We start from the raw sequence: 23,826 nt of genomic DNA on the forward strand, positions 1-23,826 counted from the left end.
TCACTTTCCTCCTTCGTGGAGCTGCTCGAGCCGTTCGACCAGGAAGCCCCACGTCTCCCAGAACTCGTTGAGGTACTGCCGTCCCTGAGCGTTGAGCGAGTACACCTTGCGTGGCGGGCCCTTCTCCGACGTGACCTTCTCCACGTCGACGAGCCCGCGCTTCTCGATGCGGATGAGCAGCGCGTAGACGGTGCCCTCCGCGATGTCGGTGAACCCCTGGTCGCGGAGTCCCGACGTGATCTCGTACCCGTATGCCGGACGCGCCGACAGGATCGCCAGGACGATCCCCTCGAGCGTGCCCTTGAGCATCTCGGTCATGTGCTTGCCCACGTCGCTCCTACGGCTCGGTGCTACTACTCAGTGTCAGTGACTACCAGTAGATAGCAACACTGAGTACCTGTCAAGCAGTCACCCGGAGAAACGGTGTCCGATGCCCGGCTCGGTGACGAAGAGGGCCGGCTGGGACGGGTCCGGCTCGAGCTTGCGCCGGATTCCGGCGAGGTGGACGCGCAGGTAGTTCGACTGGCGTTCGTGGCCCGGGCCCCAGACGGTGCGCAGCAGCTCGGTCTGGCGGACGAGGCGGCCGCGCTTGCGTACGAGGGCGTCAACGATCTTCCACTCGATCGGCGTCAGGTGGATCTCGGTGCCGTCACGACTGGCGCGCGACTCGGTGACGTCGAGGACCAGACCACCGGTCTCGACGACCAGCGGGGGCTCGCTCGTCGTGGCGCGTCGCGTCATCACCCGCACGCGCGCGAGCAGCTCCTCGATCGAGAACGGCTTCGTGATGAAGTCGTCGGCGCCGAGATCGAGCGCCTCCACCTTGTCGTCGGGCTCGGTGCGCGCCGACACCACGATCACCGGCACCTGCGTGAACTCGCGCAGGCGCCTGAGCACGGTGATGCCGTCGAGGTCGGGCAGTCCGAGGTCGAGCAGCACCACGTCGGGCATGCGCTCGTCCACGATCTGTAGGGCCGAGCGTCCGTCACCCGCGGTCTCCACCTCGTAGTCACGGGCCCGCAGGTTGATGCCCAGCGTGCGCAGGATCGCCGGGTCGTCGTCGACGGCCAGCACGAAGGTCATGGTCGCTCCTCGGTCGGTCGGGGCAGGTCGATGGAGAAGGTCAGGCCGCCGCCGGGTGTGGGCTCGGTGGTGATCGTGCCGCCCATCGCCTCGGTCAGGCCGCGGGCCACCGCCAGGCCGAGGCCGACCCCGTCCTTGCCGGGCACGTCGCCGAGGCGCTGGAACGGCGCGAAGATCCGCTCCAGGTCGCCGTCGCCGATGCCCGGGCCGGTGTCGGCGATCCGCAGCGTGACCCGGTCCCCGACGGTGGCGGCGTCAATGCGGATGCCGGCGTCGGGGGCGGTGTACTTCAACGCGTTCTCGCAGATGTTCGCCAGCACCCGCTCCAGGAGGCCGGGGTCGGCGAGCACGCTGACGTCGTCGGGGACCTCGATCGTGATCCGCTCGTCATGCTCCAAGGGCACCACGGCCGCGCGGACCGCTCGGGCCAGGGCGACCTCCGTGGGGTGCGCGGTGACCGCACCGGTGTGGATGCGGCTCATGTCGAGGAGATTGGTCACCAGCGCCGTGAGCCGGTCGGTGGACTCCTCGATCGTCTCGAGCAGGGCGGCCCGGTCGTCCGGCGAGAACGTGACGGTGGTGCTGCGCAGGCTCGCGACCGAGGCCTTCACGGCGGCCAGCGGCGACCGCAGGTCGTGTGAGACCGCAGCCAGCAGCGCCGTGCGCGTGCGGTCGGCCTCGGCCAGCCGGTGACGCTCGATCTCGGCCACGCGGGCTCGCGAGCGGTCGGCCATCACCTGCGCGTAGGCCGCGTAGGCGTTGAGCAGTCCCCGCTCGGACGCACTCTGCGATCCGCCGCGCAGCGCCAGCACGGTGCGGTCATCGATCGAGGTGGAGATGGAGCCGTCCTCCACGGTCGAGGGCGCAGCGCCGACCGCCGCGACCGCCTCCCAGTCGCCGGGGCCGTTCCGGCGCAGGATCGCCGCGCCGCGAGCACCGAACAGCTCCGAGGCCGAGGAGAGCAGCCCCTCGAGGTCGTCACCGGATGTCAGCAGGCTGTGCGCCAGCACGGTGAGGCTGTCGGCCTCGGCCCGCGCGCGCCGTGCCTCGGTCGCCCGCCGGGCCGAGTGGTCCACGACGCTCGCCACGGCGATGCCGACGAGGACGAACAGCACGATGGCCGCCGCGTTCTCGGGCTCAGCGACCGTGAGCGTGTACCGCGGCGGCGTGAAGAGCACGTTGAGCAGCACGCCGCTCAGCACGGCCGACACCACGGCGGGCAGCAGGCCGCCGATCAGCGCTGTCGCCACGACGACCGTCATCAGCAGCATGGCCTCCGAGGGCAGCGCGTGCAGCGAGTCGGTCCACCACATCAGCAGGCTCACCAGGGAAGGGGCGAGCACCGCGAACGCGAAGCCGGCGGCGCGGCGCCGGGGACCGAGGTGGTGCACGCCCTGCTCCGGCCGGAAGCCGCGCCGCCGGGCGTGGTCGTGGGTGACGATGTGCACGTCGATGTCGCCCGACGCGCTGATGACCCGCTCGCCGATGCCGGGGCGCAGCAGGGTGGGCAGCCGCCCGCGCCGGCTGGCGCCGATGATCACCTGGTCGGCGTTCTCGGCGCGGGCGAACGCCAGGATCGCCTCGGCCGTGTCGTCGCCGAGGACGGTGTGGAAGGTGCCGCCGAGCTCCTCGGTCTTCGCCTGCAGGCGGGACAGGCTGTCGGGGGAGATGGTGCTGAGCCCGTCGTGCCGCGTGACGTAGAGCGCGAGCCACTCGCCGCCCGCGCGACGCGACGCGATCCGGGCCGCCCGTCGCATCAGCGTGAGGGACTCCGGGCCACCGGTGACCGCGGCCACGATCCGCTCACGGGTGGCCCACGTGCCGGTGATGTCGTGCTTCTCCCGATAGCGACCCATGCCCTCGTCGACCCGGTCGGCCAGCCAGAGCAGGGCCAGCTCGCGCAGCGCGGTCAGGTTCCCCTCGCGGAAGTAGTGGTGCAGGGCCGCGTCGACCTTCTCCGCGGTGTAGACGTTGCCGTGCGCCATGCGCCGGCGCAGCGCCTGCGGGCTCATGTCGACCAGCTCGATCTGGTCGGCCGCGCGCACCACCTCGTCGGGCACGGTCTCGCGTTGGCGGACGCCGGTGATCGACTCCGTGACGTCGTTGAGGGACTCGAGGTGCTGGATGTTGACCGTGGTGACGACGTCGATCCCGGCGTCGCGCAGCTCCTCCACGTCCTGCCACCGCTTCGCGTGCCGCCCACCCGGCAGGTTCGTGTGGGCGAGCTCGTCGACGAGCACGGCCGCCGGCCGGCGGGTCAGGATCGCCTCGAGGTCCAGCTCCTCCTGCACCGTGTCGCGGTACTCGACGCGGGCGCGGGGGACCACCTCGAGGTCACCCAGCGCGTCGATCGTGTGCGGGCGCCCGTGGGTCTCGACGAACCCGACGACCACGTCGGTGCCCCGCGCCAGTCGGCGGTTGCCCTCGTCGAGCATCGCGTAGGTCTTCCCGACCCCGGGGGCGGCTCCCAGGTACACGCGCAGGGTGCCGCGCTCGTTGGCCGTTCCCACGTGCTCAGTCTCCACCCGCGCCGGTGCGCCTAGCGGGAGGCACGGTCGACCGCGACGTTGAGCTCCAGCACGTTGACGACCGGCTCACCGTGGATGCCCAGGAACCGGCGCTCGGTGTGCGTCGCGACGAGCTCCCTCACCCGAGCGACGTCCAGGCCTCTCGCCCGGGCGACGCGGGCGACCTGCAGGTCGGCGTACGCGGGGGAGATGTGCGGGTCCAGTCCCGAGCCGGAGGCGGTGACGGCGTCGGCCGGCACGTCCGCTTCGGGCACGGCCTCCGTCGCGGCCACCGTGCTGCGGCGTTCGGCGATCGTGGCGAGCAGGTCCTCGTTGAGCGGTCCGAGGTTGCTCGGTGCGGAGGCGAGAGTGTCGTGGTCGTTGACCGACGGTCGGGAGTGGAACCACTGCACGCCCTCGAACGACTGCCCGAGGAGGCGCGAGCCGACCACCTGCCCGTCGACCCGCACGGGCTGGCCGGCGGCCCGGTCGCCCAGCGGTCGGGCGACGCCCCAGACGGCCACGGGATAGGCGATGCCGAGGATGACGGTGAGGACGACGAGCACACGCAGGGCCGCGAGCGACTGGCGAGCGAGATCCGACAGTGACGTGATGAGCATGGTGATCAGCCGATTCCGGGGATGGTCGAGACGAGCAGGTCGATGAGCTTGATGCCGGCGAAGGGGATCAGGACGCCGCCCAGCCCGAAGACGAGGACGTTGCGCCGCAGGACCGACATCGCCGAGGCGGCGCGGAACCGCACGCCGCGCAGGGCCAGCGGGATCAGCGCCACGATGATCAGCGCGTTGAAGATGACGGCGGAGAGGATGGCCGACTGAGGCGTCGCCAGCCCCATCACGTTGAGGGCGTCCAGCGACGGGTACGCCGCCACGAACATCGCGGGGATGATCGCGAAGTACTTCGCCACGTCGTTGGCGATCGAGAACGTGGTCAGCGCGCCGCGGGTGATGAGCAGCTGCTTGCCGATCTCGACGATGTCGATGAGCTTCGTCGGGTCGGAGTCGAGGTCGACCATGTTGCCGGCCTCCTTCGCGGCGGCAGTGCCGCTGTTCATCGCGACGCCGACGTCGGCGGCGGCCAGCGCCGGCGCGTCGTTCGTGCCGTCGCCCGTCATCGCGACGAGGTGGCCACCCTCCTGCTCACGCCGAATGAAGGCGAGCTTGTCCTCGGGCGTGGCCTCGGCGAGGAAGTCGTCGACGCCGGCCTCCTTCGCGATCGCGCGCGCCGTGAGCGCGTTGTCGCCGGTGACCATGACCGTGCGGATGCCCATGGCGCGCAGCTCCGCGAACCGCTCGGTCATGCCGTCCTTGACGACGTCCTTGAGCTGGACGACGCCCAGCACGGTGTCCTTGCCGTCGGCGTCCTGCTCGGCGATCACCAACGGCGTGCCGCCCCCGCGGGCGATCGCGTTGATCGTGTCGGTGACGTCGTCGGAGGGTGCCCGCCCGGTCCACGTCTCGATCGCGGATCCCGCGCCCTTGCGGATCCGGGTGCCGTCCGGCAGGTCCACACCGGACATGCGGGTCTGCGCGGTGAACTCGATGAACTCCGTTCCGGCAGGCAGCTCGCCACCACCGGCGCCCTGAGCGACCGCCAGCTCGACGATCGAGCGACCCTCGGGAGTCAGGTCGGCCAGGCTCGAGAGCCGGGCCGCCTCGCGCAGGCGCGCTTCGTCGATCTCGGGTGCGGCGATGAGCAGCGTGGCACGCCGGTTGCCGTGCGTGATCGTGCCGGTCTTGTCCAGCAGCAGGGTGCTCACGTCACCGGCGGCCTCGACCGCGCGGCCGGACACGGCCAGCACGTTCACCCGGACCAGCCGGTCCATGCCGGCGATGCCGATGGCGGACAGCAGCGCACCGATCGTGGTCGGGATGAGGCAGACCACGAGTGCGACCAGGACGACGAGGTCCTGCGGTGCTCCCGCGTACTTCGCCATCGGGGCGAGGGTCGCCACCGCCACCAGGAACACGAACGTCAGGCTCGTGAGCAGGATCGACAGCGCGATCTCGTTCGGGGTCTTGCGTCGTGAGGTGCCCTCGACGAGCCCGATCATCCGGTCGAGGAAGGTCTCGCCGGCGGCCGCGGTGATCCGCACGACGATGCGGTCCGACAGCACGCGCGTGCCGCCGGTGACCGCGCTGCGGTCACCGCCCGCCTCGCGGATGACGGGCGCGGACTCGCCCGTGATGGCCGACTCGTCCACCGAGGCGATGCCCTCGACGACGTCGCCGTCGCCCGGGATGATCTCGCCGGCCTCCACCACGACCAGGTCGCTCACCGCCAGCTCGGTGCCGGCCACCTGCGTCTCGGTGCCGTCGGGGCCTAGCCTGCGCGCCATCGTGTCGGTGCGCGTGGCCCGCAGCGACGCGGCCTGCGCCTTGCCGCGCCCCTCGGCGACGGCCTCGGCGAGGTTGCCGAAGATCACCGTCAGCCACAGCCACACGGCGATCAGCACGCTGAAGGTACTCGGGTCGCCGATCGCGGTGATCGTGGCGGCGACCGATCCGAGCCACACGATGAACATGACGGGGGAGCGCCACAGGTGACGCGGGTCGAGCTTGCGCAGTGCCTCGGGCAGCTGCTGGAGTGCTTGGCGCCCGAGGGTGCTCCGGGTGGTGGTGCTCATGCGAGGGCCTCTGCGATCGGTCCGAGGGCGAGAGCCGGGAAGTACGTGAGCGCCGTCATGATGACGATGACGCCTACGAGCATCCCGACGAAGAGGGGACGGTGGGTGGGCAGGGTTCCGGCGGTGACCGGGACCTTGGCCTGCTGGGCCAGCGAGCCGGCCAGCAGCAGGACGAGCACGATCGGCAGCAGGCGGCCGACCAGCATCGCCAGGCCGAGGGTGATCTGGAAGAAGTCGGAGGTCACCGTGAGGCCACCGAAGGCGCTGCCGTTGTTGTTGGCGGCCGACGTGTAGGCGTAGAGCACCTCACTGAAGCCGTGCCCGCCCGGGTTGCCCATCGCCCCGGCGGTGGACCCGCGGGCGATCGCCACGCCGGTGCCGAGGAGCACGAGGGTCGGCGTGGTGAGCACGTAGAGCGCGACGAACCTCATCTCCCGCGTGCTGATCTTCTTGCCGAGCAGCTCGGGCGTCCGGCCCACCATGAGGCCGCACACGAACACCGTCAGGATCGCCATGACGAGGATGCCGTAGATCCCGGCGCCGACCCCTCCGGGGGCGATCTCGCCGAGCATCATGTTGACCATCACGGTGCCGCCACCGGCGGGCGTCATCGAGTCGTGGGCCGTGTTGACGGCTCCGGTGGACGTGCCGGTCGTGGCGACGGCGAACAGCGACGAGGCCCACGTGCCGAGGCGGGTCTCCTTGCCCTCCATCGAGGCGCCGGTCACCTCGGCCCACGTGGTGAGCGAGAGGGAGACTCCCGCGAGGAACGTCATGGCGCCCAGCACCGCGAGGCCCTGCCGGCGGTGACCGACCATCGTGCCGAGCGTCCGTGTCAGGCACACCGGCAGCAACAGGATCATGAAGACCTCGAGCAGGTTCGTGAACGCCGTGGGGTTCTCGAAAGGGTGCGCCGAGTTGGCGTTGAAGAAGCCGCCGCCGTTGTTGCCCAGCAGCTTGATCGCTTCCTGGCTGGCGACGGGACCACCGGTCAGCACCTGCGAGTCGCCCATGAGCGTCGTCGCGGTGGTGTCGGTGAAGGTCTGCACGACGCCGCCCGCCATCAGGAGCACGGCGCCGACGAAGGCGACCGGCAGCAGCACGCGCAGGGTGCCGCGCGTCAGGTCGACCCAGAAGTTGCCGAGCGAGCCGCTGCGCGACCGGGTGAAGCTGCGGATGAGTGCCACCGCGACGGCGAGGCCGACGGCGGCGGAAAGGAAGTTCTGCACCGCCAGGCCGGCCGTCTGGGCCGTGAAGCCGAGTGTGGACTCGCCCGCGTAGGACTGCCAGTTCGTGTTGGTGACGAACGAAATCGCGGTGTTGAAGGACATCCAGAAGGGCATGCCGTCCATGTCGCGGCTCATCGGCAGGTACGCCTGGCCGAGCAGGATGCCCATCAGCGCCACGACGCTGACCAGGGTGAACCCGACGACGCTCAGGACGTACGCCTTCGGGCTCTGTTCGGCGTCGGGGCTAACTCCGGTGGCGCGGTAGACGAGGCGCTCGATGCGCAGGTGGCGAGGGCTCGTGAAGACGCGTGCCATGTGGTCGCCGAGCGGCACGTACGCCGCGGCCAGCAGCGACACGAGCACGGCGATCGACAGGAGCCCGGCGAAGGTGTCGGTCACTGGAAACGCTCCGGGAGGATGAGGGCCGCCAGCAGGTAGATCGCCAGCACGATCACCACTGCCGTCATGAGGCCGCTTTCGATGCTCATGGAGCCAGCAAAGTGCCGAACGAGCGGCGCTCCGGGCGTCTTGACGCGTTCTTGACGCCGCTTGACGCAGGCTTGTCGGTCGCGCCTATCGGGCCACGGCGTATCGCTCGAGGTGCCGCGCGGGCGCATCGAGGAAGCGGTCGTCGAGGTGACCGTGGGACTTCATGTTGTGGTGCTTGCGGCACAGGCAGCGGAGGTTGGATCCGGTGGTCGCGCCCCCGCTGTCGTAGGCCTTCGCGTGGTCGAGGTCGGTCTCGTGGACGGGTGCACGGCAGCCGGCGACTCTGCAGGTGCCGTCTCGCCATCTCAGTGCTTGGCGAAGTGACTCCGGTGGTCGGTAGCCCAAGACCGTGGTGTCGAGCACCTCGCCGATCGGGTCGAGCACGAGCCTGCGGAACACGGTGTGCTCGGACTGGGCGAGCTCGCGGACCCAGTCGGGCCCGACGGGCTCGCCTTCGAGGGTCAGGCCGGGGCCGTTCGTGAGGCCGATGAGGTCGGTGGCATGGATGCTGATCGCGATCTCGGCCCGGATGTCGGTGCTGGTGCCGGTGCAGGAGGTCAGCCAGTCGGCGACGAGGTCGGCCTGCTTCTGGTCACGGGTGCGGCGGTCCTGCTCGCCCGTCTCTGGGTCGACCGCCGCGAGGGCCTTCGCCGCGCGCCGCAGCCGCTCGCCGACCGAGACGGCCAGTCCGGTGGGCAGGAGTGCGTTGAGCCACGACGTGCCGTCGTCGTTGTGGGTGATGGAGACGCGGCGCTGCTCGAGGGCGCGCGCCCTCTCCGCCTCGGTCTCGTCGGGCTCGAGTCGCGCGCGCAGCCGACGCAGCCAGGAGCGCAGCTCGGCGATCGTGTGCGTGGCCGCGTACGCGGGTGCGGAGGCCTCGAGCGCTGCCCATGCCTCGGGGGTCTCGAGGCGCTCTGCGGTGTCGGCGATCGCGGTGACCCGCGCCGCGTCGATGTCGCCGTCGCGGAACGACTGCCACACGCCGGGCACCCGGTCGGCGATCGTGGCGGACTCGCTGACCATCGCCCAGACCTGGTGCTCCGAGACGTGGAGGGCCCGCGCCAGGTCGAGGGTGACCTCGCGGCGGGCCAGGTCCTTGGACAGCGGGATCTCGTCCGTCCGATCGATCTCCGCCACTCGCTGCGCGTGGAAGGAGTCGACGAACTCCCACTCCTCGAACTCGGCGATCGCCCGCGCGCGACGCACCGCGTCACCCGTGACGACCGCTCGGTTCCAACTCATGAACCCAACGTAGTGGGCCCCACCGACAGAACCCGGCGGCTTTGCCAGCAAGGTCACGTGCGTCGGGCTTGACCCTGACGCGACGTCACGGTCTGGACTGGTGCCATGCGGACACCAGTGCTCTACCTCGGCTCGTACTTCGTCTCGGTCCTCGGCAACTCGATCGCGGCCATCGCGCTGCCGCTCATCGTGCTCCAGGCGACGGGAAGCGCGATGTCGGCGGGCTGGGTGGCCGCGGCCACCGCGGTGCCCGCGGTGCTGGCGGGCCTGTTCATGGGCGTGGTCATCGACCGGATCAACCGCGTGACGTCGTCGGTGGTCACGGACCTCGTCTCCGCCGCCTCGGTCGCGGCGCTGCCGATCGTCGACGGGCTGGTGGGACTCGAGGTCGGCTGGTTCGTCCTGTTCGGGATCATCGGCTCGCTCGGCGACGTCCCGGGGATGACCGCGCGCGAGGCCCTGCTGCCGGGCATCGCCCGGGGATCCCGTCTCTCGCTGGAGCGGCTCATCGGTCTGCGTGAGTCGCTCGGGAGCATCTCGCTGCTGATCGGCCCCGCCGTCGCCGGCCTGCTGATGACGCTGTTCGAGGGGTCGACGGTGCTCTGGATCACCGCCGGCACGTCGCTGCTCGCCGCGCTGCTGACCCTGGGCATTCCCCGGGGCGTCGGGCGCATCGAGGCCGTGCCTGCCACGGCGCCCCTCGGGGCGTGGGCCGAGTTCGTCGAGGGCTGGCGACTGCTGACCCGGACCCGCCTCATCGCGATGGTCACCGGGCTGATGCTGTTCTCGGTCATGGTGCTGTCGGCCTTCCAGGCGCTGATCCTGCCGGTGCACTTCACCCTCATCGACCGACCCGGACTGCTGGGCTTCGTGCTCACCTCGATCGCGGCGGGCCTGCTCGTCGGCAGCGCGATCTACGTCGTGCTGGCCCGGCGGTTCGCGCGGCGCACCTGGCTCGTCACCGGCCTGCTCCTTTCGTCGCTCGGCTTCGTGGTGATCGGCCTGCTCCCGGCGACCTGGCTGCTCTTCGCCGCGGGGTTCGTGCTGGGTCTCGGCAGTGGTCTGTGCGGTGCGCTGCTCGGGCTGCTGACGGTCAGCGGCGTCCCGGAGACCGCACTCGGACGCGTGATGGGCACCCAGAACGCCCTCGTCACGGCAGCGGCTCCCGCCGCGATCCTGCTCGCCGCGGTCGTGATCGAGCACGTCAGCCTCACCGCGGCCGCACTCGGCTTCGTGGCACTGTGGGTCCTGACATCGGTCGCCGCGGTCGCGGGCCCCGCGCTGCGCGACCTCGAGCCGATCGAACCGGAGACCATCGATGCGTAGCGGGGAGCTCGCCGAGCTCGCGGGCGTCACGGTGCGGACGATCCGGCACTACCACCAGATCGGGATCCTCGAGGAGCCGCCGCGCAGCCTCAACGGCTACCGTGAGTACGACGTCGGCCATCTCGTTCGATTGCTGCGCATCAAGCGGCTGGCCGACCTCGGGTTCGCGCTGCAGGACCTGCCGCTCGACGACGACACCGACCACGACGCGCGGCTGGAGGCGCTCGACGCGGAGCTCGCGGCGCAGGTCGACCGCCTGACACGACAGCGAGCCGTCGTCGCGGCCCTGCGCGCGGGCGGCGCCGCGCCCGATCTGCCTCCCGAGCTCGGCGCTCATGTCGCGCTCGCATCGGCGATCGGCCTGCCCCCGCGCATCGCCAGGCTGGAGCGGGAGCAGCTGCTGCTCCTCGCACACCTCGGCGGCGACGACGCGTCCCGGCTGCTCGAGGACCTCTACGAGCGCTTCGCCGAGCCCGCGGTGATGGGCGCGTTCGGCGAGATCTACGAGCGCTTCGACCTCATCGACGAGTCGACGCCCGCCGCCGAGCTCGACCGCCTGGTGAGCGAGTCGGTCGAGGCTCTCGTCGCCGCCGTGGGCGACATCGACCTCACCGCGCCGCTCGATCTCGGCTCGGCGGAGAGCCTGATCGACGAGCATGGCGCCACCCACCTCAATCCCACGCAGGTGCGGGTCCTGAACGAGATCGGTGAGCAACTGGCGCAGCGCCTCGGCTGAGGCGCGTGGGAGGCTGGTGCGAACCCAGGCCCGGACCGGGGAAGGAGTGCTCGGATGCGCGTCATCGCACAGCAGTGGACCTCGCTCGACGGGTACGCGGCCGGGCGGTCGGGCGAGGAGGAGATCTTCGCCGCCGTCCCGGAGGAGGCCGATGCCGCGAGCCAGCGCTGGAACCTCGAGCTGCTGGACCGGGTGGACCACGTCCTGCTGGGACGCCGGACCTACGAGCTGTTCGTCCAGTACTGGCCCGGTGCCGACGGCCCGATCGCCGCGCGGGTGAACGCGATCGCGAAGGTCGTGTGCTCGCGGTCGCTCGGAGCGGCGCCGTGGGGAGGTTTCGCCCCCGCCCGCGTCGTGCCGGACGCCGCGGCCCACGTGCGGTCGCTCCGCGACGCATCGGACGACGTCGTCCTGATCTGGGGGTCGCTGTCGATCGTGCACCAGCTGCTCGGGGCCGGTCAGCTCGACGAGCTCGACCTCTTCGTCGCGCCGGTCGCCCTCGGCAGCGGGACTCCACTGCTGCCCGCAGCCACCCGCCTCAGGCAGCTCGCCGTCGCGGATCTCGGCGGTGCGACCCACGTCCGGTACGCCACCTCGCCGCGTTGACGGAGCCGCGTTGGGCGGTCGAACCTACGCTGAGCACACAGTTGTCCGTGCCGAGGAGGATCCCGATGAAGTGCCCCAATGACTCGACGACCCTGGTGATGAGCGAGCGCTCCGGCGTGGAGATCGACTACTGCCCCGAGTGCCGGGGCGTGTGGCTCGACCGCGGCGAGCTCGACAAGATCATCGATCGCGCCGAGTCCGAGGCGTCTCGCTCGGTCCCGCCCGCGCCCGCGGCCGCCCCGCCGCGGGACGATCGCTACGCGTCGCGCCCCAGCTACGACGACCGCGACCGTCGTTACGACGACCGTCGCTACAGCGGCAAGAAGAAGAGCCACTGGCTGGGCGAGCTGTTCGACTGAGGTCGGCGCTCGCGGTCAGGAGCCTGAGGGCTTCAGCTCCTGCGCGAGCATCACGATGATGCCGCTGGGCCCGCGGACGTACGTGAGCCGGTAGATGTCCTCGTAGGTCGCCACGCCGCGCAGCGGATGACAGCCGTGGCGCGCGGCGATCTCGAGGGACTCGTCGGGGTCGTCGACCGAGAAGGCCACCCGGTGCATGCCGATCTCGTTCGGGCGGGTCGGCTCGGTCTCGATCGCGTCGGGGTGGATGTACTCGAAGAGCTCCAGGTGGCCGTGGCCGTCAGGCGTCTGGAGCATGGCGATCTTCGCGTGGTTGCCGTCGAGCCCGACGGCGGTGTCGGTCCATTCCCCGCTGACCGTGTCGCGCCCCAGGACGGTGAGCCCCAGATCGGTGAAGAAGGCGATCGTGGCGTCGAGGTCGCGGACCGCGATGGCGACGTTCTCGAGTTTGATGGGCATGCTCCGCACGCTAGCCGTCCGGGCCGACGGTGGCGACGGTGCTCGCGCGGCCGGTGGCAGGCTGGGACGGTGAGCGACGAGTACGAGCTGCTGGCCGGCGTGCCGGACGAGTCCGCCTACCTGCACCTCCGCCGGGCCTCCGGCCTGTCGCCCAAGTCGCCGGAGCAGGCACGGGCGGCGCTCGCCGGCGGCTGGGCCGCCTGCCACGTGCGGCACGTCCCGAGCGGCCGGACCGTGGCGATGGGCCGGGTCATCGGCGACGGCGGCTGGTACTTCCACGTCGTCGACATGGCGGTGCTGCCCGAGCACCAGCGACGCGGCCTGGGCGATCGCGTCCTCACCCACCTGCTGGACGTGATCCGCCGCGACGCCCCGCCCGGTGCCTACGTGTCGCTGATGGCCGATCCGCCGGGACGGCGACTCTACGAGCGGCACGGCTTCGTCGACAGCGCGCCGCACTCCGTGGGGATGGTCCTGCCGTCCGACGCCTGACCCAAGCCCTGTTCCCGTCGTCGATCCGTGGCTAGGCTGCTGGCGACCGTGCAGCAGCAGGAGGAGGTGGTCCCCGTGAACGAAGCGACGTGGGTGCTCTCCTCCGGAGTCACGGTCGGGCGATAGGTCGTCCCGGGAGCGCCGTCAGGTGCACTCCCGAAAGGCACGACCATGCACTTCCACTCCGAACGCCGCCTCGACGGCGATGTCCTCGAACGCCACTTCACCCTCGGCGAGATCCCCGGCATCCTCTGGACGCCCGGATCCACGCCGGCACCGTTGATCCTCGCCGGCCATCCCGGCGGGCTGGACGGCATGTACCCACGGCTGCTCGGCCGGGCCGCCCACGCGGCGCAGCACGGGTTCGCCTCCCTGTCCATCGAGCTGCCCGGCGGCGGTGTCCGGCCCCGGGTGCCGGAGCTCGAGCGAGCCCGCGTCGACCTGCGTGCGGCGCTCGCCGCCGGGGAGCCCGTCGACGACATCGTCGATGCCCTCGTCCTGCCGCTCGTGGAGTTGGCGGTCCCGGAGTGGCAGGCGGCGCTGGACGCCACCCTGTCCCTGCCCGAGATCGACGGCGGGCCGGTCGGCCTCTCCGGGGGAGTGATCGCCATCGGCATCCGCCTCGCGGTGGTCGAGCCTCGCATCGCGGCCGCCCTGCTGTTCGCCGGCAGCTACGTGCCCCGCTCGATGTTCGAGGAGGCCCGGCGGGTCACCATCCCGCTGCACGTCCTGCTGCAGTGGGACGACTCGGGCAACGACCGCCAGCTGGCGCTGGACCTCTTCGACGCGTTCGGCTCGGCCGAGAAGACGCTGCACGCCAACCTGGGCGGGCACACCGGGGTGCCCGCGTTCGAGGCGGATGCCTCCATCGGGTTCTTCCTCCGCCACCTGGCGCGCCGCGATCAGGAGCCGAAGTAGCGGCCGGCCATGTGGATCGCGCCGTCGCCGTCGGGAACCGTGCGCGAGGTGCAGGCTCCGGACGCGGCGTCGCACGTCGTGACCTTCGTGCCGTCGACGCGCATCAGTCGCCCGTCCGGGGTCCAGCCGTACGTGTGCGAGTGCCCCGGCAGGGTGATGCGGCGTCCGGTGGCCACGTCGGTGACGTGGACGACGGGGTCCGTGACCACGTCGCCCCCGATCCCGCGGTAGACCTCGGTGACGCGGCCCTGGCCGTCGACGCCGACCGTGGTGTTGGTGGTCTGCACGAAGCGCCCGTCGGGGGAGAGGTCGTTGCTGGCCCACGGGTGCTCCCCGGACTCGTCGGTCACGGCGAGGTCGGACGTCGTGCGGAGCGCCGTCGAGTCGCCGAGCTCGTAGGTCACGCCGGCCCTCTCGCCGCCGAGGGCCCGCCCTCCACCGGTGGACGGGAGCTGACCCTGCGGCACGTCGGCCACGCGCTCGCCGGTGCGCCAGTCGATGACGCGCTGGGCGTCGTCGACGCCCAGGACCACGAAGTCGCCGGTGAGGCCGATCGGGGGCACGTCCCAGCCGGCCCAGGAGTAGGGCGCGTCGAACTCGTGGGTCGCCAGCTCGCGGCCGGTGGACGCCTCCACCACGTGGATCCGGTAGCCGCCGCCCTCCTTCGTCAGGTAGGCGAGCCGGTCCGCCTGCGCATCGGTGCCGGGCACGACCTTGCCCGGAAGGTCCAGCTCACGCACCGACCCGTCGGTGCCGACGTAGACGTACTCGCGCCGCGCATCGCCTGCGTCGTCGTCGCTCACGCCTGCGACGACGCCCTCGGCCGTGTAGTACATGAGCTGGATCGTGGCGCCGAGCTCGACGGCGTAGTCGGGGTCGCTGAACCACAGCATGTCGCCGCGCGAGAACGCCCCACCCGTGCGGTAGGCGGCCGAGACGAGATCGACGTCGCTCGCGGTGATGCTGGTGCTGACCTCGAGTCGGGGCGCCGCGCCGCGGTCGGATCCGAGGACGACGGCGGTGCCGACGACCGCGGCGACGGCCAGGGTCGCGATGCTCCGGCCGGCGGCACGGCGCCGGCGCACGCGTCGGCCTCGGCGCATCACGGCATCGAGGTCCAGCTCGGGGACCGGCTCGGCCTGGGCGTGGTGGCGGAGCTGCTCGATCACATCAGTCATGGTGGCTGCCTTCGGGGAGGAGGTGGGAGTGCGAACGCAGGGCCGCGAGCGCGGCCGAGGTCTGGCTCTTGACGGTGCCGGTGCTGACGTTCAGCAGGTCGGCCGTCTCCTGCACGGACAGGTCGTCGAGGAACCTCAGTGCGACGACCGACCGCTGGCCGAGCGGCAGGGTCCGCAGGATGTCGGCGAGGGAGATCCGGTCGACGAGCGCGGCCGCATGGTCGCCGCTGGGTGCTCCCTCGTCGGTGAGGTCCGTCGCGCTCTCATGCGTCCACGACCGCTTGCGGAACCAGTCGCGGGCCACGTTCACCATGACGCGGCGCGTGTAGGCGTGGGCCTTCTCGGGCTCGCGGAGCCGGGGCCACGCGACGTAGGTCTTCACCAGTGCGGACTGGACGAGGTCCTCCGCGAGCTGGCGGTCGCCCACGATCACCACCGCCGTGCGGTAGAGCTGGGGCCAGACGGATCGGGCGAACTCGCCGTACTCCGCCTCGGTGGTCTGCCGCACGCTTGCTCCCTGTCGTGAAAGACGCTGTCACAACCTAGACGGGACGGGCCTGCGGATCGGTTGGCTCGCGGCGAACCCGATCTCCGCGCTGGGAGGCCGGCGGCCGCGGGGTGACGGTCGTCCCGCCCCATTCCTCGGGGTCGACGTCGCGCAAGGTCTGGTTGAGGACCCACTGGTGCCCGAAGGGGTCCTCGATGGCCGCCTGGCGCTCGCCGTACTCCCAGTCGTGCACCTCGTCGACCAGGTGCGCGCCCCGAGCCAGTGCCGCATCGACCACGTCGACGACGTCGGCGACCTTCAGCATCACCTGGTGCGAGGTCTGCGGCAGCGGAGTCCGGCGCCCGGGTCGGACCTCGGCGACGACGAGCTCCGCGGCGGGCCCGTCGGGCAGGCCGAGCTGCGCCCGGTGGCCCTCGCCGATGCGGACGTGCTCGACGAAGCCGAGGACCTCCCCGTACCAGGTCACGGCCGCTCGGACGTCGGCCACGATGAGGACTGGGGTCACGCGCGCGTGCGGTGCCGACCGGTTCGTGAGCACGTCGTCAGCGTAGGTCGCGGTGGGCTCACGTTCGCCCGTCATGCAGGCGGCCGGGCGACGGCGACGTCCTCGATGAGGTCCTGTTCGGGATCCCACCAGCGGAGGCGGTCGCAGATCAGGTCGCGCGGGGCCTCGGTGGCGTCCAGGACTTCGAGCGCCTGGGCCAGCAGGCGCCGTGGGACGCGTCGCGCCAGCGTCACGTGCGGAGTCCAGACAGGGTGGCGCAGGGCCGGCACCAGCGCGCGGATCCGCTCGGCGGCGGCCGCCACGGACGGGTCGGGCTCGACGAGGTGGGCGATGGTCACGCGCGGTCCCTGGCCGAACAGCACCAGCCCCCGCACCTCGATCCGCGCGGGCAGCAGCGGTGCGATCGCCTCGCGTGCCGTGGACACGGCGGCGGCGTCGATGGCGACAGCCGCGACGAGCGTCACGTGCGGCGCGTTGGTCATCGACCGGTGGTCCGCCTGCGACGGGAGCCCGGCGGTCCTGAGTGCCTCCCACTGCGCCACGACGGCATCCGCGGAGGAGGTCTCGAAGCTGAGCTCGAGGGCTTGGTCCGGCACACGTGGAGGATAGGCCAGGTCCACCGCGCGTCAACCCAGGGTTGACAGGTCGCCCAACGTCAACCCACAATTGACGCATGGAACCCCAGAAGCTCACCGGCGTGACCCTCGACCGACTCCTCGCAGCCCTGGAGGCGGCACATCCCGACGTCCGGGACCGGATCGGCGACGCGATGCTCGTGGCGGAGCATCTCGACCAGGTGGGCGACGACCTGATCGAGCACGTCGTCTCGACGGCGCGGGCCCAGGGAATCAGCTGGTCGGAGATCGGCAGTCGCATGGGCGTGTCCAAGCAGGCGGCGCAGCAGCGGCTCGCCAAGGCGGCGCAGGTCGACCTCGAACCGCTCAGCCCGGAGCAGGGCTTCTCGCGCTTCACCGTCGAGGCGCGGAACCTCCTGATGGCGGCCCACGAGGCGGCGCGAGTGCGGCAGGAGCCGTTCGTGACGTCGGCGCGCCTTGCTGTCGCGATCGGGATCCCGTCGGCTGAGGCCCGCCTGCCTGAACCCACCGCGGAGACGCAGAAGCTGGTGCCGTACGACGAAGGCGCCCGGCGTGTGCTGGAGCGTGCGTTCGAGGTCGCCATCGCAGCCCGTGCCGACATGGTCGACGTCAGCCACATCGCCGAGGCGCTGGGGTCGGCTTCGACGACACCGGACGAGGCCGTGGGGCTTGCCTGAAGCACTCACTCTGTGGGTACCTGTCGGCATGGACACGTATCCGCGGATCCTCCAGACGGTCATCGACGCCACGGACGTGCGGCGGACGGCCGAGTTCTACCGCGAGCTCTTCGGGCTGGAGTACCGGCCCGGCGACGAGCCGCCGGCCGAGGGCGACGAGGACGACGTCGACTGGCTCGTGCTGCGCGGCACCGACGGCGGGCACGGGCTGGCGTTCCAGCAGGCCGAGGAGCTCGAGCGGACCACCTGGCCCGACCCCGAGGTGCCGATGCAGCTGCACCTCGACACGTCGGTTCCCGACGCGGAGGAGCTCGAGCGGCAGCGCGCCCGCGCGGAGGCGCTCGGCGCCACGATCGTCCTCGATCGCACCGACGACCCGGAGGAGCCGCTCTACGTCTTCGCGGACCCCGAGGGGCACCCGTTCTGCATCTTCGTCGGCGACTGATCAGAGGCGCATCGCCACGACGGAGGCGGCGTGCAGCAGGCCGTCGGAGACGAGCCCAGACGGAGCGCCTGTCCGCCGGCTCCGGAGGCGGAGGACCCCGCTCGGGGCTAGCGTGACGGGCGAATCGAACCTGGAGGTGGATCGTGGCCGATGCGCCCGAGAGGCAGGCTCCGACGCTGGAGGGGGTGGCCGGACCACGCGAGGCGCGCGGCGCCCGGCGGTGGCGGCGACTCGGCCTCGGCCTGCTGTCGCTCGTCGTCGCGGCGAGCTGCCTCGGGTGGCTCGGCCCGCGTGAGGGCACCGTCACCGACGAGACCGGCCGGCTGACCGTGACCTACCCCCAGCTCGCCCGGTCCGGCGCGGAGTCGGGGCTCATGGTGGAGGTCGAGGACGCGGAGCGTGCTACGCCCGTGGTGATCGAGGTCCCGACGGCGGCCATCGACCGGCTCGGGCTGGAGGGCATGACGCCCGAGCCCGTCGTCCAGACCTCGGCCGGCGACTCCGTGCGCCTGCGGTTCGCCGCGCCGCGGGACGGCAACTTCTCGGTCCAGTTCGCCGGCCGCCTGCCCACCCGGGCCGACCTCGGCCCCTTCTCGTTCGACGTGCGCGTCACCAGCGGCGCCGACGAGCTGACGGTCGACATGCGGACGTGGGTGCTGCCGTGAACATCGTCCTGAGTGCCGCGGTCGTCTTCCTGCTGATCTGGATCGTGATGCGGGTCGTCGGCAAGCGCGAGCTGAGCGAGCTCTCCGCGTTCGACTTCGTGATCCTCGTCGTCATGGGCGACCTCGTGGCCGAGGCCGTGATCGCCGAGGACACCTCCATCACGGGTGCCATCGTGGCGGTCTCGACGTTCGCGCTGCTGACCGTCGTCGTCTCGTGGATCTCGTGGCGGCTGCCCTCCCGGCGGAAGCTCTTCGAGGGCGTTCCGGTGCTGCTGATCCGCGATGGAGAGCTCATCGAGGAGACCCTGCGGATCGAGCGGCTCAACACCGCCGACGTGCTGGCCGCCGCTCGCCAGGAGGGCATCGAGCGCCTCGAGGACGTGAGGTGGGCCGTGCTGGAGCAGGACGGCAAGTTCTCGTTCTTCGTCGAGACGACCGACCGCTGATCCGCGCGGCACGTGTAGCGCCGCCGCAGGCGGGTACGTCCTGAGCAGACCACGACATCGACATGTGAGGTGTGGACATGAAGGCTGTGACCTGGCAGGGCAAGCGCGACGTGCGAGTCGAGACGGTGCCGGATCCGACCATCCAGGACGACACCGACGCCATCATCGAGGTGACCACCACCGGACTGTGCGGCTCCGACCTGCACCTGTACGAGGTCCTCGGGCCCTTCATGACGCCCGGCGACATCCTCGGGCACGAGCCGATGGGCCGGGTCGTCGCGGTGGGCGCCGGCATCACGAACCTCGAGGTGGGCGACCGCGTCGTCGTGCCGTTCCAGATCGCGTGCGGCTCGTGCTGGATGTGCACCCGCGACCTGCAGACCCAGTGCGAGGTCACCCAGAACCGCGACACGGGGATGGGGGCGTCGCTGTTCGGCTACTCCAGCCTCTACGGCGCGGTGCCGGGCGGCCAGGCCGAGCTGCTGCGCGTGCCGCACGCCGACTACGGGCCGATCAAGATCGAGTCGGACCTCGACGACGAGCACTTCGTGTACCTCTCGGACGTGCTGCCGACCGCCTTCCAGGCGCTCGAGTACTCGGGGGTCGGGGAGGGCGACACGCTGCTCGTGATCGGCCTCGGTCCCATCGGCGACATGGCCGCCCGCCTCGCGCTGCACCGCGGCGCTCGGGTGATCGGTGCCGACCTCGTGCCCGAGCGGCTCGCCCGTACGGCCGCCCGTGGAGCCGAGACGTACGACGTGACGAAGGTCGACGTGGCCGAGGTCGTGCGTGAGGCCACCGGGGGACGTGGCGCGGACGGCGTGATCGACGCCGTCGGCATGGAGGCGCACGGCTCGCCCGTCGCGCACGCCGGCCAGACCGCCGTCGGCCTCCTGCCCGACTTCCTCGCGCGCAAGGCGATGACCACCGTGGCGGTCGACCGCCTCGGGGCCCTGCACCTCGCGATCGATGCCGTGCGCCGGGGCGGGATCATCTCGCTGAGCGGCGTCTACGCCGGCACGATCGACCCGATCCCGATGCAGACGCTGTTCGACAAGCAGATCCAGCTGCACATGGGCCAGGCGAACGTGCGTCGCTGGGTGAGCCAGGTGAAGCCGCTGGCCGAGGACTCCTCGGACTCGCTCGGCCTGGCCGACTTCGCCACCCACCGCGTCCCGCTCGACGAGGCGCCGGCGGCTTACAAGAGCTTCCAGGACAAGACCGACTCCACGATCAAGGTGCTCTTCAAGCCCTGAGTCGTGGTCATGACGCGTCCTCCTCGTGGTGGGGGTCGGTACGGCGGATCAGGTCGGCCATCACGGCCGCGAGGTCGAGGGAGTCGCCGGCCGCGGCGCGCTGGCGGGCGGCACCGTTGCCCCGGGTGAGGACCCGATGGATCCCCTCCGTGACGCGGTCGTGGGTGCCGGCCTCGTCGAGCGAGGCGCCGATCGTCTTCACGAGGGAGTCGAGCGCCTGCTCGGCCGGGACGAACGTGCGCGTCACGGGGTCGAGGAGCGTGCCGCCGAGGCCGTCGTGGCGAGCGCGCCAGCGGGCCGCCTTCAGGGTCTCGAGGCGCCACGGCCCTGCTTCCGTCGGCGCCGTGGCGAGGGTCGCGACCAGGCCCCGGGTCACCTCCGCGACGAGCAGCGCGTCCTCCACGTCGGTGCACGCGTCGGCGACGCGCACCTCCACGGTCGGGAACTGCTCGGCGATGCGCGCGTCGAGGTAGAGCATGTGCTCGTCGAGGGCCGCGCCCGACGCGATCAGCTCCTCCACCACCGCGCGGTAGGTCTCGAGGTCGCCGAAGGTCTCGACCGGTCCGGCCGTGGGCCACATGTCCCACAGGTGTCCGCGCCAGCTGGCATGGTGCGTGTCGCGGCCGTGGAAGAACGGGGCGTTCGCCGAGAGCGCGGTCAGCAGGGGAGTCCAGGGCCGCAGCCCGTCGACGACGTGGATCGCGTCCTCGTCCGCGACCTCCACGTGGACGTGCATGCCGCACGTCATGCCGTTGCGCCCGATCTCCCCGTAGCGCGCGATCATCCGGTCGTAGCGCGAGTCGGGGGTGGGGCGCGGCTCGCTGCCGCCCAGCACGTCCACCGGCACCGCGACGGCGTTCAGGCCCACGGCCCTCGCGGCCGCGACCGCCGAGGAGCGCTGAGCGACGAGGTCCTCCCGGAGCCCGTCGGGGTCCTCGTGCGGACCGGTCTGCAGCTCGATCTGCTGGAGGAACAGCTCATGGTCGAGCTGCTCGTCCGGACCGAGGCGGCGGTGCGCCCGGACCACCGCCTCGGACTCGGGAACGATGTGCCCCCGGTCGTCGACGACGAACAGCTCCTCCTCGATGCCCACGCGATTCACGCGGGGCACGTACCCTGCGGCGCCCGGCGCGAAACCGCGAGGGTCATCGGACGGCACCCTCGTGCGCCTCGGCCGCGTCCGCGAACTCGCAGAACGCCTCGTAGGCGCGGGCCCCGTGGATGGTCGCCGGACCTCCGTGCATGGCGATCGCCACGCCGATGGACTCGGCGGCCTGCTGGCGGGTGGCCCCCGCGCGCACCGCGGCCTGGCCGTGGGTGGCGATGCACCCGTCGCAGCCCTCGACCACGCCGATCGCCAGCGCGATGAGCTCCTTGGTCCCGCGGTCGAGCTCACCGTCGGAGAAGGCGGCCTTCGAGAGCTCGCCGTAGCCCCGGTAGACGTCGGGGATCGCGCGGTGCAGCCGACGGTGCTGGGGAGTGAGCTGGCGCAGGACGGCCTCGCCGTGGGCGGACTCCGTGGGGTGATCGTGGCTCATGATGTCCTCTCCGGTGGGCGGCACGCCACCCCCCTCGGGGAGTGTGGTCGTGACGGTAACCCAAGCCCGTGGGGGATACGAGAGCAGCGCCACGGTGAGTCACCTCACGTCCACGTGCGGCAGGACTCAGCGGCTCCGCGGGTCGGTCCGGCGAGCGAGGTCGGCCATCACCGCTCGGAGGTCGGGTGGGTCACCGGCCACGGCGCGCTGGCGTACCGCGCCCGTGCCGTAGGTGAGCAGCCGGTGCACGCCGGCCTCGACCCGGTCGATCGTCCCCGCCGAGCGCAGGGCGGCGCGCACGGTCGTCACGAGTGAGTCCAGCGCGCGCGTCGCCGGGACGAAGGTCCCCGACAGCGGATCGAACAAGGTCCCGTCCAGCGCGTCGCGCCGGGCCCGCCAGCCGGCGTCGCGCAGCACGTCGATCCGCCACGAGCCCGGATCGGTCCGCTCGGTCACGATCGTCGCCACGAGCGCGCGGGTCAGCTCGGCGACCAGCAGCGCGTCGTCCACCTCGGTGCACACGTCGGCGACCCTCACCTCCACCGTGGGGTAGCGCGTGGCGATGCGGGCGTCGAGGTAGACCATGTGCTCGTCGATCGCCGCGCCGGAGGCGATCGCCTGCTCGACGAGGAGTCGGTAGGACCGACGGTCGCCGAACGGCTCGACCACGCCCGCCGAGGGCCAGGTGTCGCGCAGGTGGCCGCGCCAGCTGGCCATTCGTGTGTCGCGGCCGTGCGTGAACGGCGAGTTCGAGGCCAGGGCGGCCAGCAGGGGCAGCCACGGGCGCAACGTGTCGATCACGCGGATGGCATCGTCCTCGCCGACCTCCACGTGGACGTGCATCCCGCAGACCATGGTCGTCCGCGCGAGCTCGCCGAAGCGCTCGACGATGCGGGTGTAGCGAGGGTGCGGCGTCACGACGGGGTCGTCCCCGCCCAGCACGTCGACGGGCACGGCGACGAGATCGAGGCCGATCGACCGCGCGGCATCGACAGCGGCAACGCGTCGAGCGACGAGGTCGTCCCGGAGAGCGTCGGGAGCGGCGTGGGCCGAGGTCTTCAGCTCGACCTGCTGCAGGAAGAGCTCGTGCTCCAGCGGGTGCTCGGGATCGTGGTCACGGTGGGCAGCCAGTACCGCCTCCGCCTCGGGCACGAGCCGGCCCCGGTGGTCGACGACGAAGAGCTCCTCCTCGACGCCGACGCGATGCACGTGACCCGTGTACCCGCGGTGCCCCGAGCCCAAACGGTCGGTCACATGGACCGGACGTGCGCGCGCTCTCCCTGCTTGCCGACGAGGCTGAGGAACTCGACCGGGCCCGAGCTGGTCGCGCCGAACCAGTGCGGGGTCCGCGTGTCGAACTCGACGGCCTCGCCGGGTCCGAGCACCAGGTCGTGCTCCCCGAGGACGAGCCGGAGCCTGCCGTTGAGGACGAAGGCCCAGTCGTAGCCCTCGTGCGTGCGCAGGTTCGGCAGGGCGTCGTCGTGCCCGGCGGGGAGGATGAACTTGTAGGCCTGGATGCCTCCGGGCCTGCGGCTCAGGGGCAGGATGGTCCGGCCGTCGCTCGTGGGGATGGGGCGCAGGTTCACGCGGGGGTCGCCCGTCGGTGGCGCATCGACGAGCTCGTCGAGCGTGACCCCGTGAGCACGCGCCAGGGGGAGCAGCTGCTCCAGCGTCGGCCTGCGCAGCCCGGCCTCGAGCCTCGACAGCGTGCTGATCGAGATCCCCGTCTCCTCGGAGAGATCGTTCAGCGTGATGTCGCGCCGCTGCCGCAGGTGCTTCAGGCGTGGTCCGACAGCGTCGAGGGTGCGATCCAGGGCTTCGTCCATCCACCCAGTTTGCCATTTGGCAACAATCTTTGCCCGGAGGCGTCCGCCCCGGCATGGTGGAGGTTCAACGGCACGCCGACGACGGGAGAGAAG

Annotated in this window: 28 protein-coding genes; 11 read left to right on the forward strand and 17 right to left on the reverse strand. The window is 71.6% G+C overall.

The genetic code is table 11. From position 1 onward, the window contains the following. The 8 genes from B5D60_RS12120 to B5D60_RS12150 all read right to left on the reverse strand — a co-directional run bounded on the left by B5D60_RS12120 (position 1) and on the right by B5D60_RS12150 (position 9,197). Entirely contained in the window at positions 1–330 is a 330-nt protein-coding gene (locus B5D60_RS12120; RefSeq protein WP_078700404.1) for a PadR family transcriptional regulator, read from the reverse strand. A gap of 78 nt (positions 331–408) precedes the next feature. After that, positions 409–1,083: a response regulator gene (locus B5D60_RS12125; protein WP_078700405.1), complete on the reverse strand. Its 675-nt coding sequence runs from the start codon at positions 1,081–1,083 to the stop codon at positions 409–411. Next, positions 1,080–3,593, reverse strand: coding sequence for an ATP-binding protein (locus tag B5D60_RS12130; RefSeq protein WP_231948736.1), 2,514 nt, complete (start codon positions 3,591–3,593; stop codon positions 1,080–1,082). Before B5D60_RS12130 ends, B5D60_RS12125 begins: the two co-directional genes overlap by 4 nt. Positions 3,594–3,622: 29 nt before the next feature. Next, positions 3,623–4,210, reverse strand: coding sequence for a potassium-transporting ATPase subunit KdpC (gene kdpC / locus B5D60_RS12135; RefSeq protein ID WP_078700406.1), 588 nt, complete (start codon positions 4,208–4,210; stop codon positions 3,623–3,625). A 5-nt stretch (positions 4,211–4,215) separates the two neighbouring features. Then, positions 4,216–6,237, reverse strand: a complete 2,022-nt coding sequence (kdpB, locus tag B5D60_RS12140; protein WP_078700407.1) for a potassium-transporting ATPase subunit KdpB — start codon at positions 6,235–6,237, stop codon at positions 4,216–4,218. Continuing rightward, positions 6,234–7,865 carry a potassium-transporting ATPase subunit KdpA gene (gene kdpA / locus B5D60_RS12145; protein ID WP_078700408.1) on the reverse strand — a complete coding sequence of 544 codons (1,632 nt, stop codon included), beginning with the start codon at positions 7,863–7,865 and terminating at the stop codon, positions 6,234–6,236. Before kdpA ends, kdpB begins: the two co-directional genes overlap by 4 nt. Further along, complete coding sequence (locus B5D60_RS16960; protein WP_172806354.1) at positions 7,862–7,954, reverse strand: potassium-transporting ATPase subunit F; 93 nt, start codon at positions 7,952–7,954, stop codon at positions 7,862–7,864. Before B5D60_RS16960 ends, kdpA begins: the two co-directional genes overlap by 4 nt. Positions 7,955–8,039: 85 nt before the next feature. Further along, a complete protein-coding gene (locus B5D60_RS12150; RefSeq protein WP_078700409.1) occupies positions 8,040–9,197 on the reverse strand; it encodes an HNH endonuclease signature motif containing protein in 1,158 nt (385 codons plus the stop codon). A 105-nt stretch (positions 9,198–9,302) separates the two neighbouring features. Here B5D60_RS12150 and B5D60_RS12155 point away from each other — a divergent pair, with 105 nt between their 5' ends. The 4 genes from B5D60_RS12155 to B5D60_RS12170 all read left to right on the forward strand — a co-directional run bounded on the left by B5D60_RS12155 (position 9,303) and on the right by B5D60_RS12170 (position 12,224). Next, on the forward strand, positions 9,303–10,523 hold the full coding sequence (locus B5D60_RS12155; protein WP_078700410.1) for an MFS transporter: 1,221 nt from the start codon (positions 9,303–9,305) through the stop codon (positions 10,521–10,523). Next, on the forward strand, positions 10,516–11,259 hold the full coding sequence (locus B5D60_RS12160; RefSeq protein WP_078700411.1) for a MerR family transcriptional regulator: 744 nt from the start codon (positions 10,516–10,518) through the stop codon (positions 11,257–11,259). The genes B5D60_RS12155 and B5D60_RS12160 overlap by 8 nt, the downstream gene beginning before the upstream one ends. Positions 11,260–11,313: 54 nt before the next feature. Beyond that, positions 11,314–11,865, forward strand: coding sequence for a dihydrofolate reductase family protein (locus tag B5D60_RS12165; RefSeq protein ID WP_078700412.1), 552 nt, complete (start codon positions 11,314–11,316; stop codon positions 11,863–11,865). A gap of 65 nt (positions 11,866–11,930) precedes the next feature. Continuing rightward, a complete protein-coding gene (locus tag B5D60_RS12170; protein ID WP_078700413.1) occupies positions 11,931–12,224 on the forward strand; it encodes a TFIIB-type zinc ribbon-containing protein in 294 nt (97 codons plus the stop codon). A gap of 15 nt (positions 12,225–12,239) precedes the next feature. Here B5D60_RS12170 and B5D60_RS12175 read toward each other — a convergent pair whose 3' ends face one another. After that, entirely contained in the window at positions 12,240–12,683 is a 444-nt protein-coding gene (locus tag B5D60_RS12175) for a VOC family protein (protein ID WP_078700414.1), read from the reverse strand. 69 nt (positions 12,684–12,752) lie between these two features. On the opposite strand from B5D60_RS12175, the gene B5D60_RS12180 reads away from it, so the two are divergent. Continuing rightward, positions 12,753–13,175, forward strand: coding sequence for a GNAT family N-acetyltransferase (locus B5D60_RS12180; protein WP_078700415.1), 423 nt, complete (start codon positions 12,753–12,755; stop codon positions 13,173–13,175). A 171-nt stretch (positions 13,176–13,346) separates the two neighbouring features. Beyond that, positions 13,347–14,093, forward strand: coding sequence for a dienelactone hydrolase family protein (locus tag B5D60_RS12185; RefSeq protein ID WP_078700416.1), 747 nt, complete (start codon positions 13,347–13,349; stop codon positions 14,091–14,093). Here the strand turns inward: B5D60_RS12185 and B5D60_RS12190 are convergent. Genes B5D60_RS12190 through B5D60_RS12205 form a run of 4 tightly spaced genes read right to left on the reverse strand, consistent with a single transcriptional unit; the run spans position 14,078 to position 16,880 of the window. Then, positions 14,078–15,271, reverse strand: a complete 1,194-nt coding sequence (locus B5D60_RS12190; protein WP_153302999.1) for a hypothetical protein — start codon at positions 15,269–15,271, stop codon at positions 14,078–14,080. The genes B5D60_RS12185 and B5D60_RS12190 overlap by 16 nt on opposite strands. Next, on the reverse strand, positions 15,264–15,779 hold the full coding sequence (locus tag B5D60_RS12195; protein WP_078700418.1) for a SigE family RNA polymerase sigma factor: 516 nt from the start codon (positions 15,777–15,779) through the stop codon (positions 15,264–15,266). Before B5D60_RS12195 ends, B5D60_RS12190 begins: the two co-directional genes overlap by 8 nt. A 34-nt stretch (positions 15,780–15,813) precedes the next feature. Then, positions 15,814–16,317, reverse strand: a complete 504-nt coding sequence (locus B5D60_RS12200; protein WP_078701415.1) for a VOC family protein — start codon at positions 16,315–16,317, stop codon at positions 15,814–15,816. 38 nt (positions 16,318–16,355) lie between these two features. After that, positions 16,356–16,880 (reverse strand): 2'-5' RNA ligase family protein, encoded by a 525-nt coding sequence (locus B5D60_RS12205; RefSeq protein ID WP_172806355.1) that lies wholly within the window; start codon positions 16,878–16,880, stop codon positions 16,356–16,358. 77 nt (positions 16,881–16,957) lie between these two features. Here B5D60_RS12205 and B5D60_RS12210 point away from each other — a divergent pair, with 77 nt between their 5' ends. The 5 genes from B5D60_RS12210 (at position 16,958) to B5D60_RS12230 (ending at position 20,369) form a co-directional block, all read left to right on the forward strand. Next, positions 16,958–17,557: a hypothetical protein gene (locus B5D60_RS12210; protein WP_078700420.1), complete on the forward strand. Its 600-nt coding sequence runs from the start codon at positions 16,958–16,960 to the stop codon at positions 17,555–17,557. 28 nt (positions 17,558–17,585) lie between these two features. Then, positions 17,586–18,002, forward strand: coding sequence for a VOC family protein (locus tag B5D60_RS12215; protein WP_078700421.1), 417 nt, complete (start codon positions 17,586–17,588; stop codon positions 18,000–18,002). Positions 18,003–18,187: 185 nt separating this feature from the next. After that, a complete protein-coding gene (locus B5D60_RS12220; protein WP_153303000.1) occupies positions 18,188–18,667 on the forward strand; it encodes a hypothetical protein in 480 nt (159 codons plus the stop codon). Beyond that, complete coding sequence (locus B5D60_RS12225; RefSeq protein ID WP_078700423.1) at positions 18,664–19,113, forward strand: DUF421 domain-containing protein; 450 nt, start codon at positions 18,664–18,666, stop codon at positions 19,111–19,113. Before B5D60_RS12220 ends, B5D60_RS12225 begins: the two co-directional genes overlap by 4 nt. 77 nt (positions 19,114–19,190) lie before the next feature. After that, complete coding sequence (locus B5D60_RS12230; RefSeq protein WP_078700424.1) at positions 19,191–20,369, forward strand: alcohol dehydrogenase catalytic domain-containing protein; 1,179 nt, start codon at positions 19,191–19,193, stop codon at positions 20,367–20,369. Positions 20,370–20,376: 7 nt separating this feature from the next. Here the strand turns inward: B5D60_RS12230 and B5D60_RS12235 are convergent, their stop codons facing one another. The 4 genes from B5D60_RS12235 to B5D60_RS12250 form a co-directional block, all read right to left on the reverse strand. Beyond that, positions 20,377–21,471: a carboxylate-amine ligase gene (locus B5D60_RS12235; RefSeq protein WP_172806356.1), complete on the reverse strand. Its 1,095-nt coding sequence runs from the start codon at positions 21,469–21,471 to the stop codon at positions 20,377–20,379. Positions 21,472–21,514: 43 nt separating this feature from the next. Further along, the gene (locus B5D60_RS12240) at positions 21,515–21,931 is read right to left on the reverse strand and encodes a carboxymuconolactone decarboxylase family protein (protein WP_231948738.1); all 417 of its coding nucleotides are present in this window, start codon (positions 21,929–21,931) and stop codon (positions 21,515–21,517) included. 102 nt (positions 21,932–22,033) lie between these two features. After that, positions 22,034–23,116, reverse strand: coding sequence for a carboxylate-amine ligase (locus tag B5D60_RS12245; protein ID WP_172806357.1), 1,083 nt, complete (start codon positions 23,114–23,116; stop codon positions 22,034–22,036). A gap of 41 nt (positions 23,117–23,157) precedes the next feature. Continuing rightward, positions 23,158–23,733: a helix-turn-helix domain-containing protein gene (locus B5D60_RS12250; RefSeq protein ID WP_078700428.1), complete on the reverse strand. Its 576-nt coding sequence runs from the start codon at positions 23,731–23,733 to the stop codon at positions 23,158–23,160. Positions 23,734–23,826 lie beyond the last annotated feature (93 nt).

Source organism: Aeromicrobium choanae, assembly GCF_900167475.1.
Taxonomy (GTDB): domain Bacteria; phylum Actinomycetota; class Actinomycetes; order Propionibacteriales; family Nocardioidaceae; genus Aeromicrobium; species Aeromicrobium choanae.

What these genes read in the sequence shown, in the direction of transcription:
- B5D60_RS12125 (WP_078700405.1), bottom strand. Translation starts at nt 1,083, where the DNA reads ATGACCTTCGTGCTGGCCGTCGACGACGACCCGGCGATCCTGCGCACG.
- kdpC (WP_078700406.1), bottom strand. Translation starts at nt 4,210, where the DNA reads ATGCTCATCACGTCACTGTCGGATCTCGCTCGCCAGTCGCTCGCGGCC.
- kdpB (WP_078700407.1), bottom strand. Translation starts at nt 6,237, where the DNA reads ATGAGCACCACCACCCGGAGCACCCTCGGGCGCCAAGCACTCCAGCAG.
- B5D60_RS16960 (WP_172806354.1), bottom strand. Translation starts at nt 7,954, where the DNA reads ATGAGCATCGAAAGCGGCCTCATGACGGCAGTGGTGATCGTGCTGGCG.
- B5D60_RS12150 (WP_078700409.1), bottom strand. Translation starts at nt 9,197, where the DNA reads ATGAGTTGGAACCGAGCGGTCGTCACGGGTGACGCGGTGCGTCGCGCG.
- B5D60_RS12155 (WP_078700410.1), top strand. Translation starts at nt 9,303, where the DNA reads ATGCGGACACCAGTGCTCTACCTCGGCTCGTACTTCGTCTCGGTCCTC.
- B5D60_RS12160 (WP_078700411.1), top strand. Translation starts at nt 10,516, where the DNA reads ATGCGTAGCGGGGAGCTCGCCGAGCTCGCGGGCGTCACGGTGCGGACG.
- B5D60_RS12165 (WP_078700412.1), top strand. Translation starts at nt 11,314, where the DNA reads ATGCGCGTCATCGCACAGCAGTGGACCTCGCTCGACGGGTACGCGGCC.
- B5D60_RS12170 (WP_078700413.1), top strand. Translation starts at nt 11,931, where the DNA reads ATGAAGTGCCCCAATGACTCGACGACCCTGGTGATGAGCGAGCGCTCC.
- B5D60_RS12175 (WP_078700414.1), bottom strand. Translation starts at nt 12,683, where the DNA reads ATGCCCATCAAACTCGAGAACGTCGCCATCGCGGTCCGCGACCTCGAC.
- B5D60_RS12185 (WP_078700416.1), top strand. Translation starts at nt 13,347, where the DNA reads ATGCACTTCCACTCCGAACGCCGCCTCGACGGCGATGTCCTCGAACGC.
- B5D60_RS12190 (WP_153302999.1), bottom strand. Translation starts at nt 15,271, where the DNA reads ATGACTGATGTGATCGAGCAGCTCCGCCACCACGCCCAGGCCGAGCCG.
- B5D60_RS12210 (WP_078700420.1), top strand. Translation starts at nt 16,958, where the DNA reads ATGGAACCCCAGAAGCTCACCGGCGTGACCCTCGACCGACTCCTCGCA.
- B5D60_RS12215 (WP_078700421.1), top strand. Translation starts at nt 17,586, where the DNA reads ATGGACACGTATCCGCGGATCCTCCAGACGGTCATCGACGCCACGGAC.
- B5D60_RS12230 (WP_078700424.1), top strand. Translation starts at nt 19,191, where the DNA reads ATGAAGGCTGTGACCTGGCAGGGCAAGCGCGACGTGCGAGTCGAGACG.
- B5D60_RS12250 (WP_078700428.1), bottom strand. Translation starts at nt 23,733, where the DNA reads ATGGACGAAGCCCTGGATCGCACCCTCGACGCTGTCGGACCACGCCTG.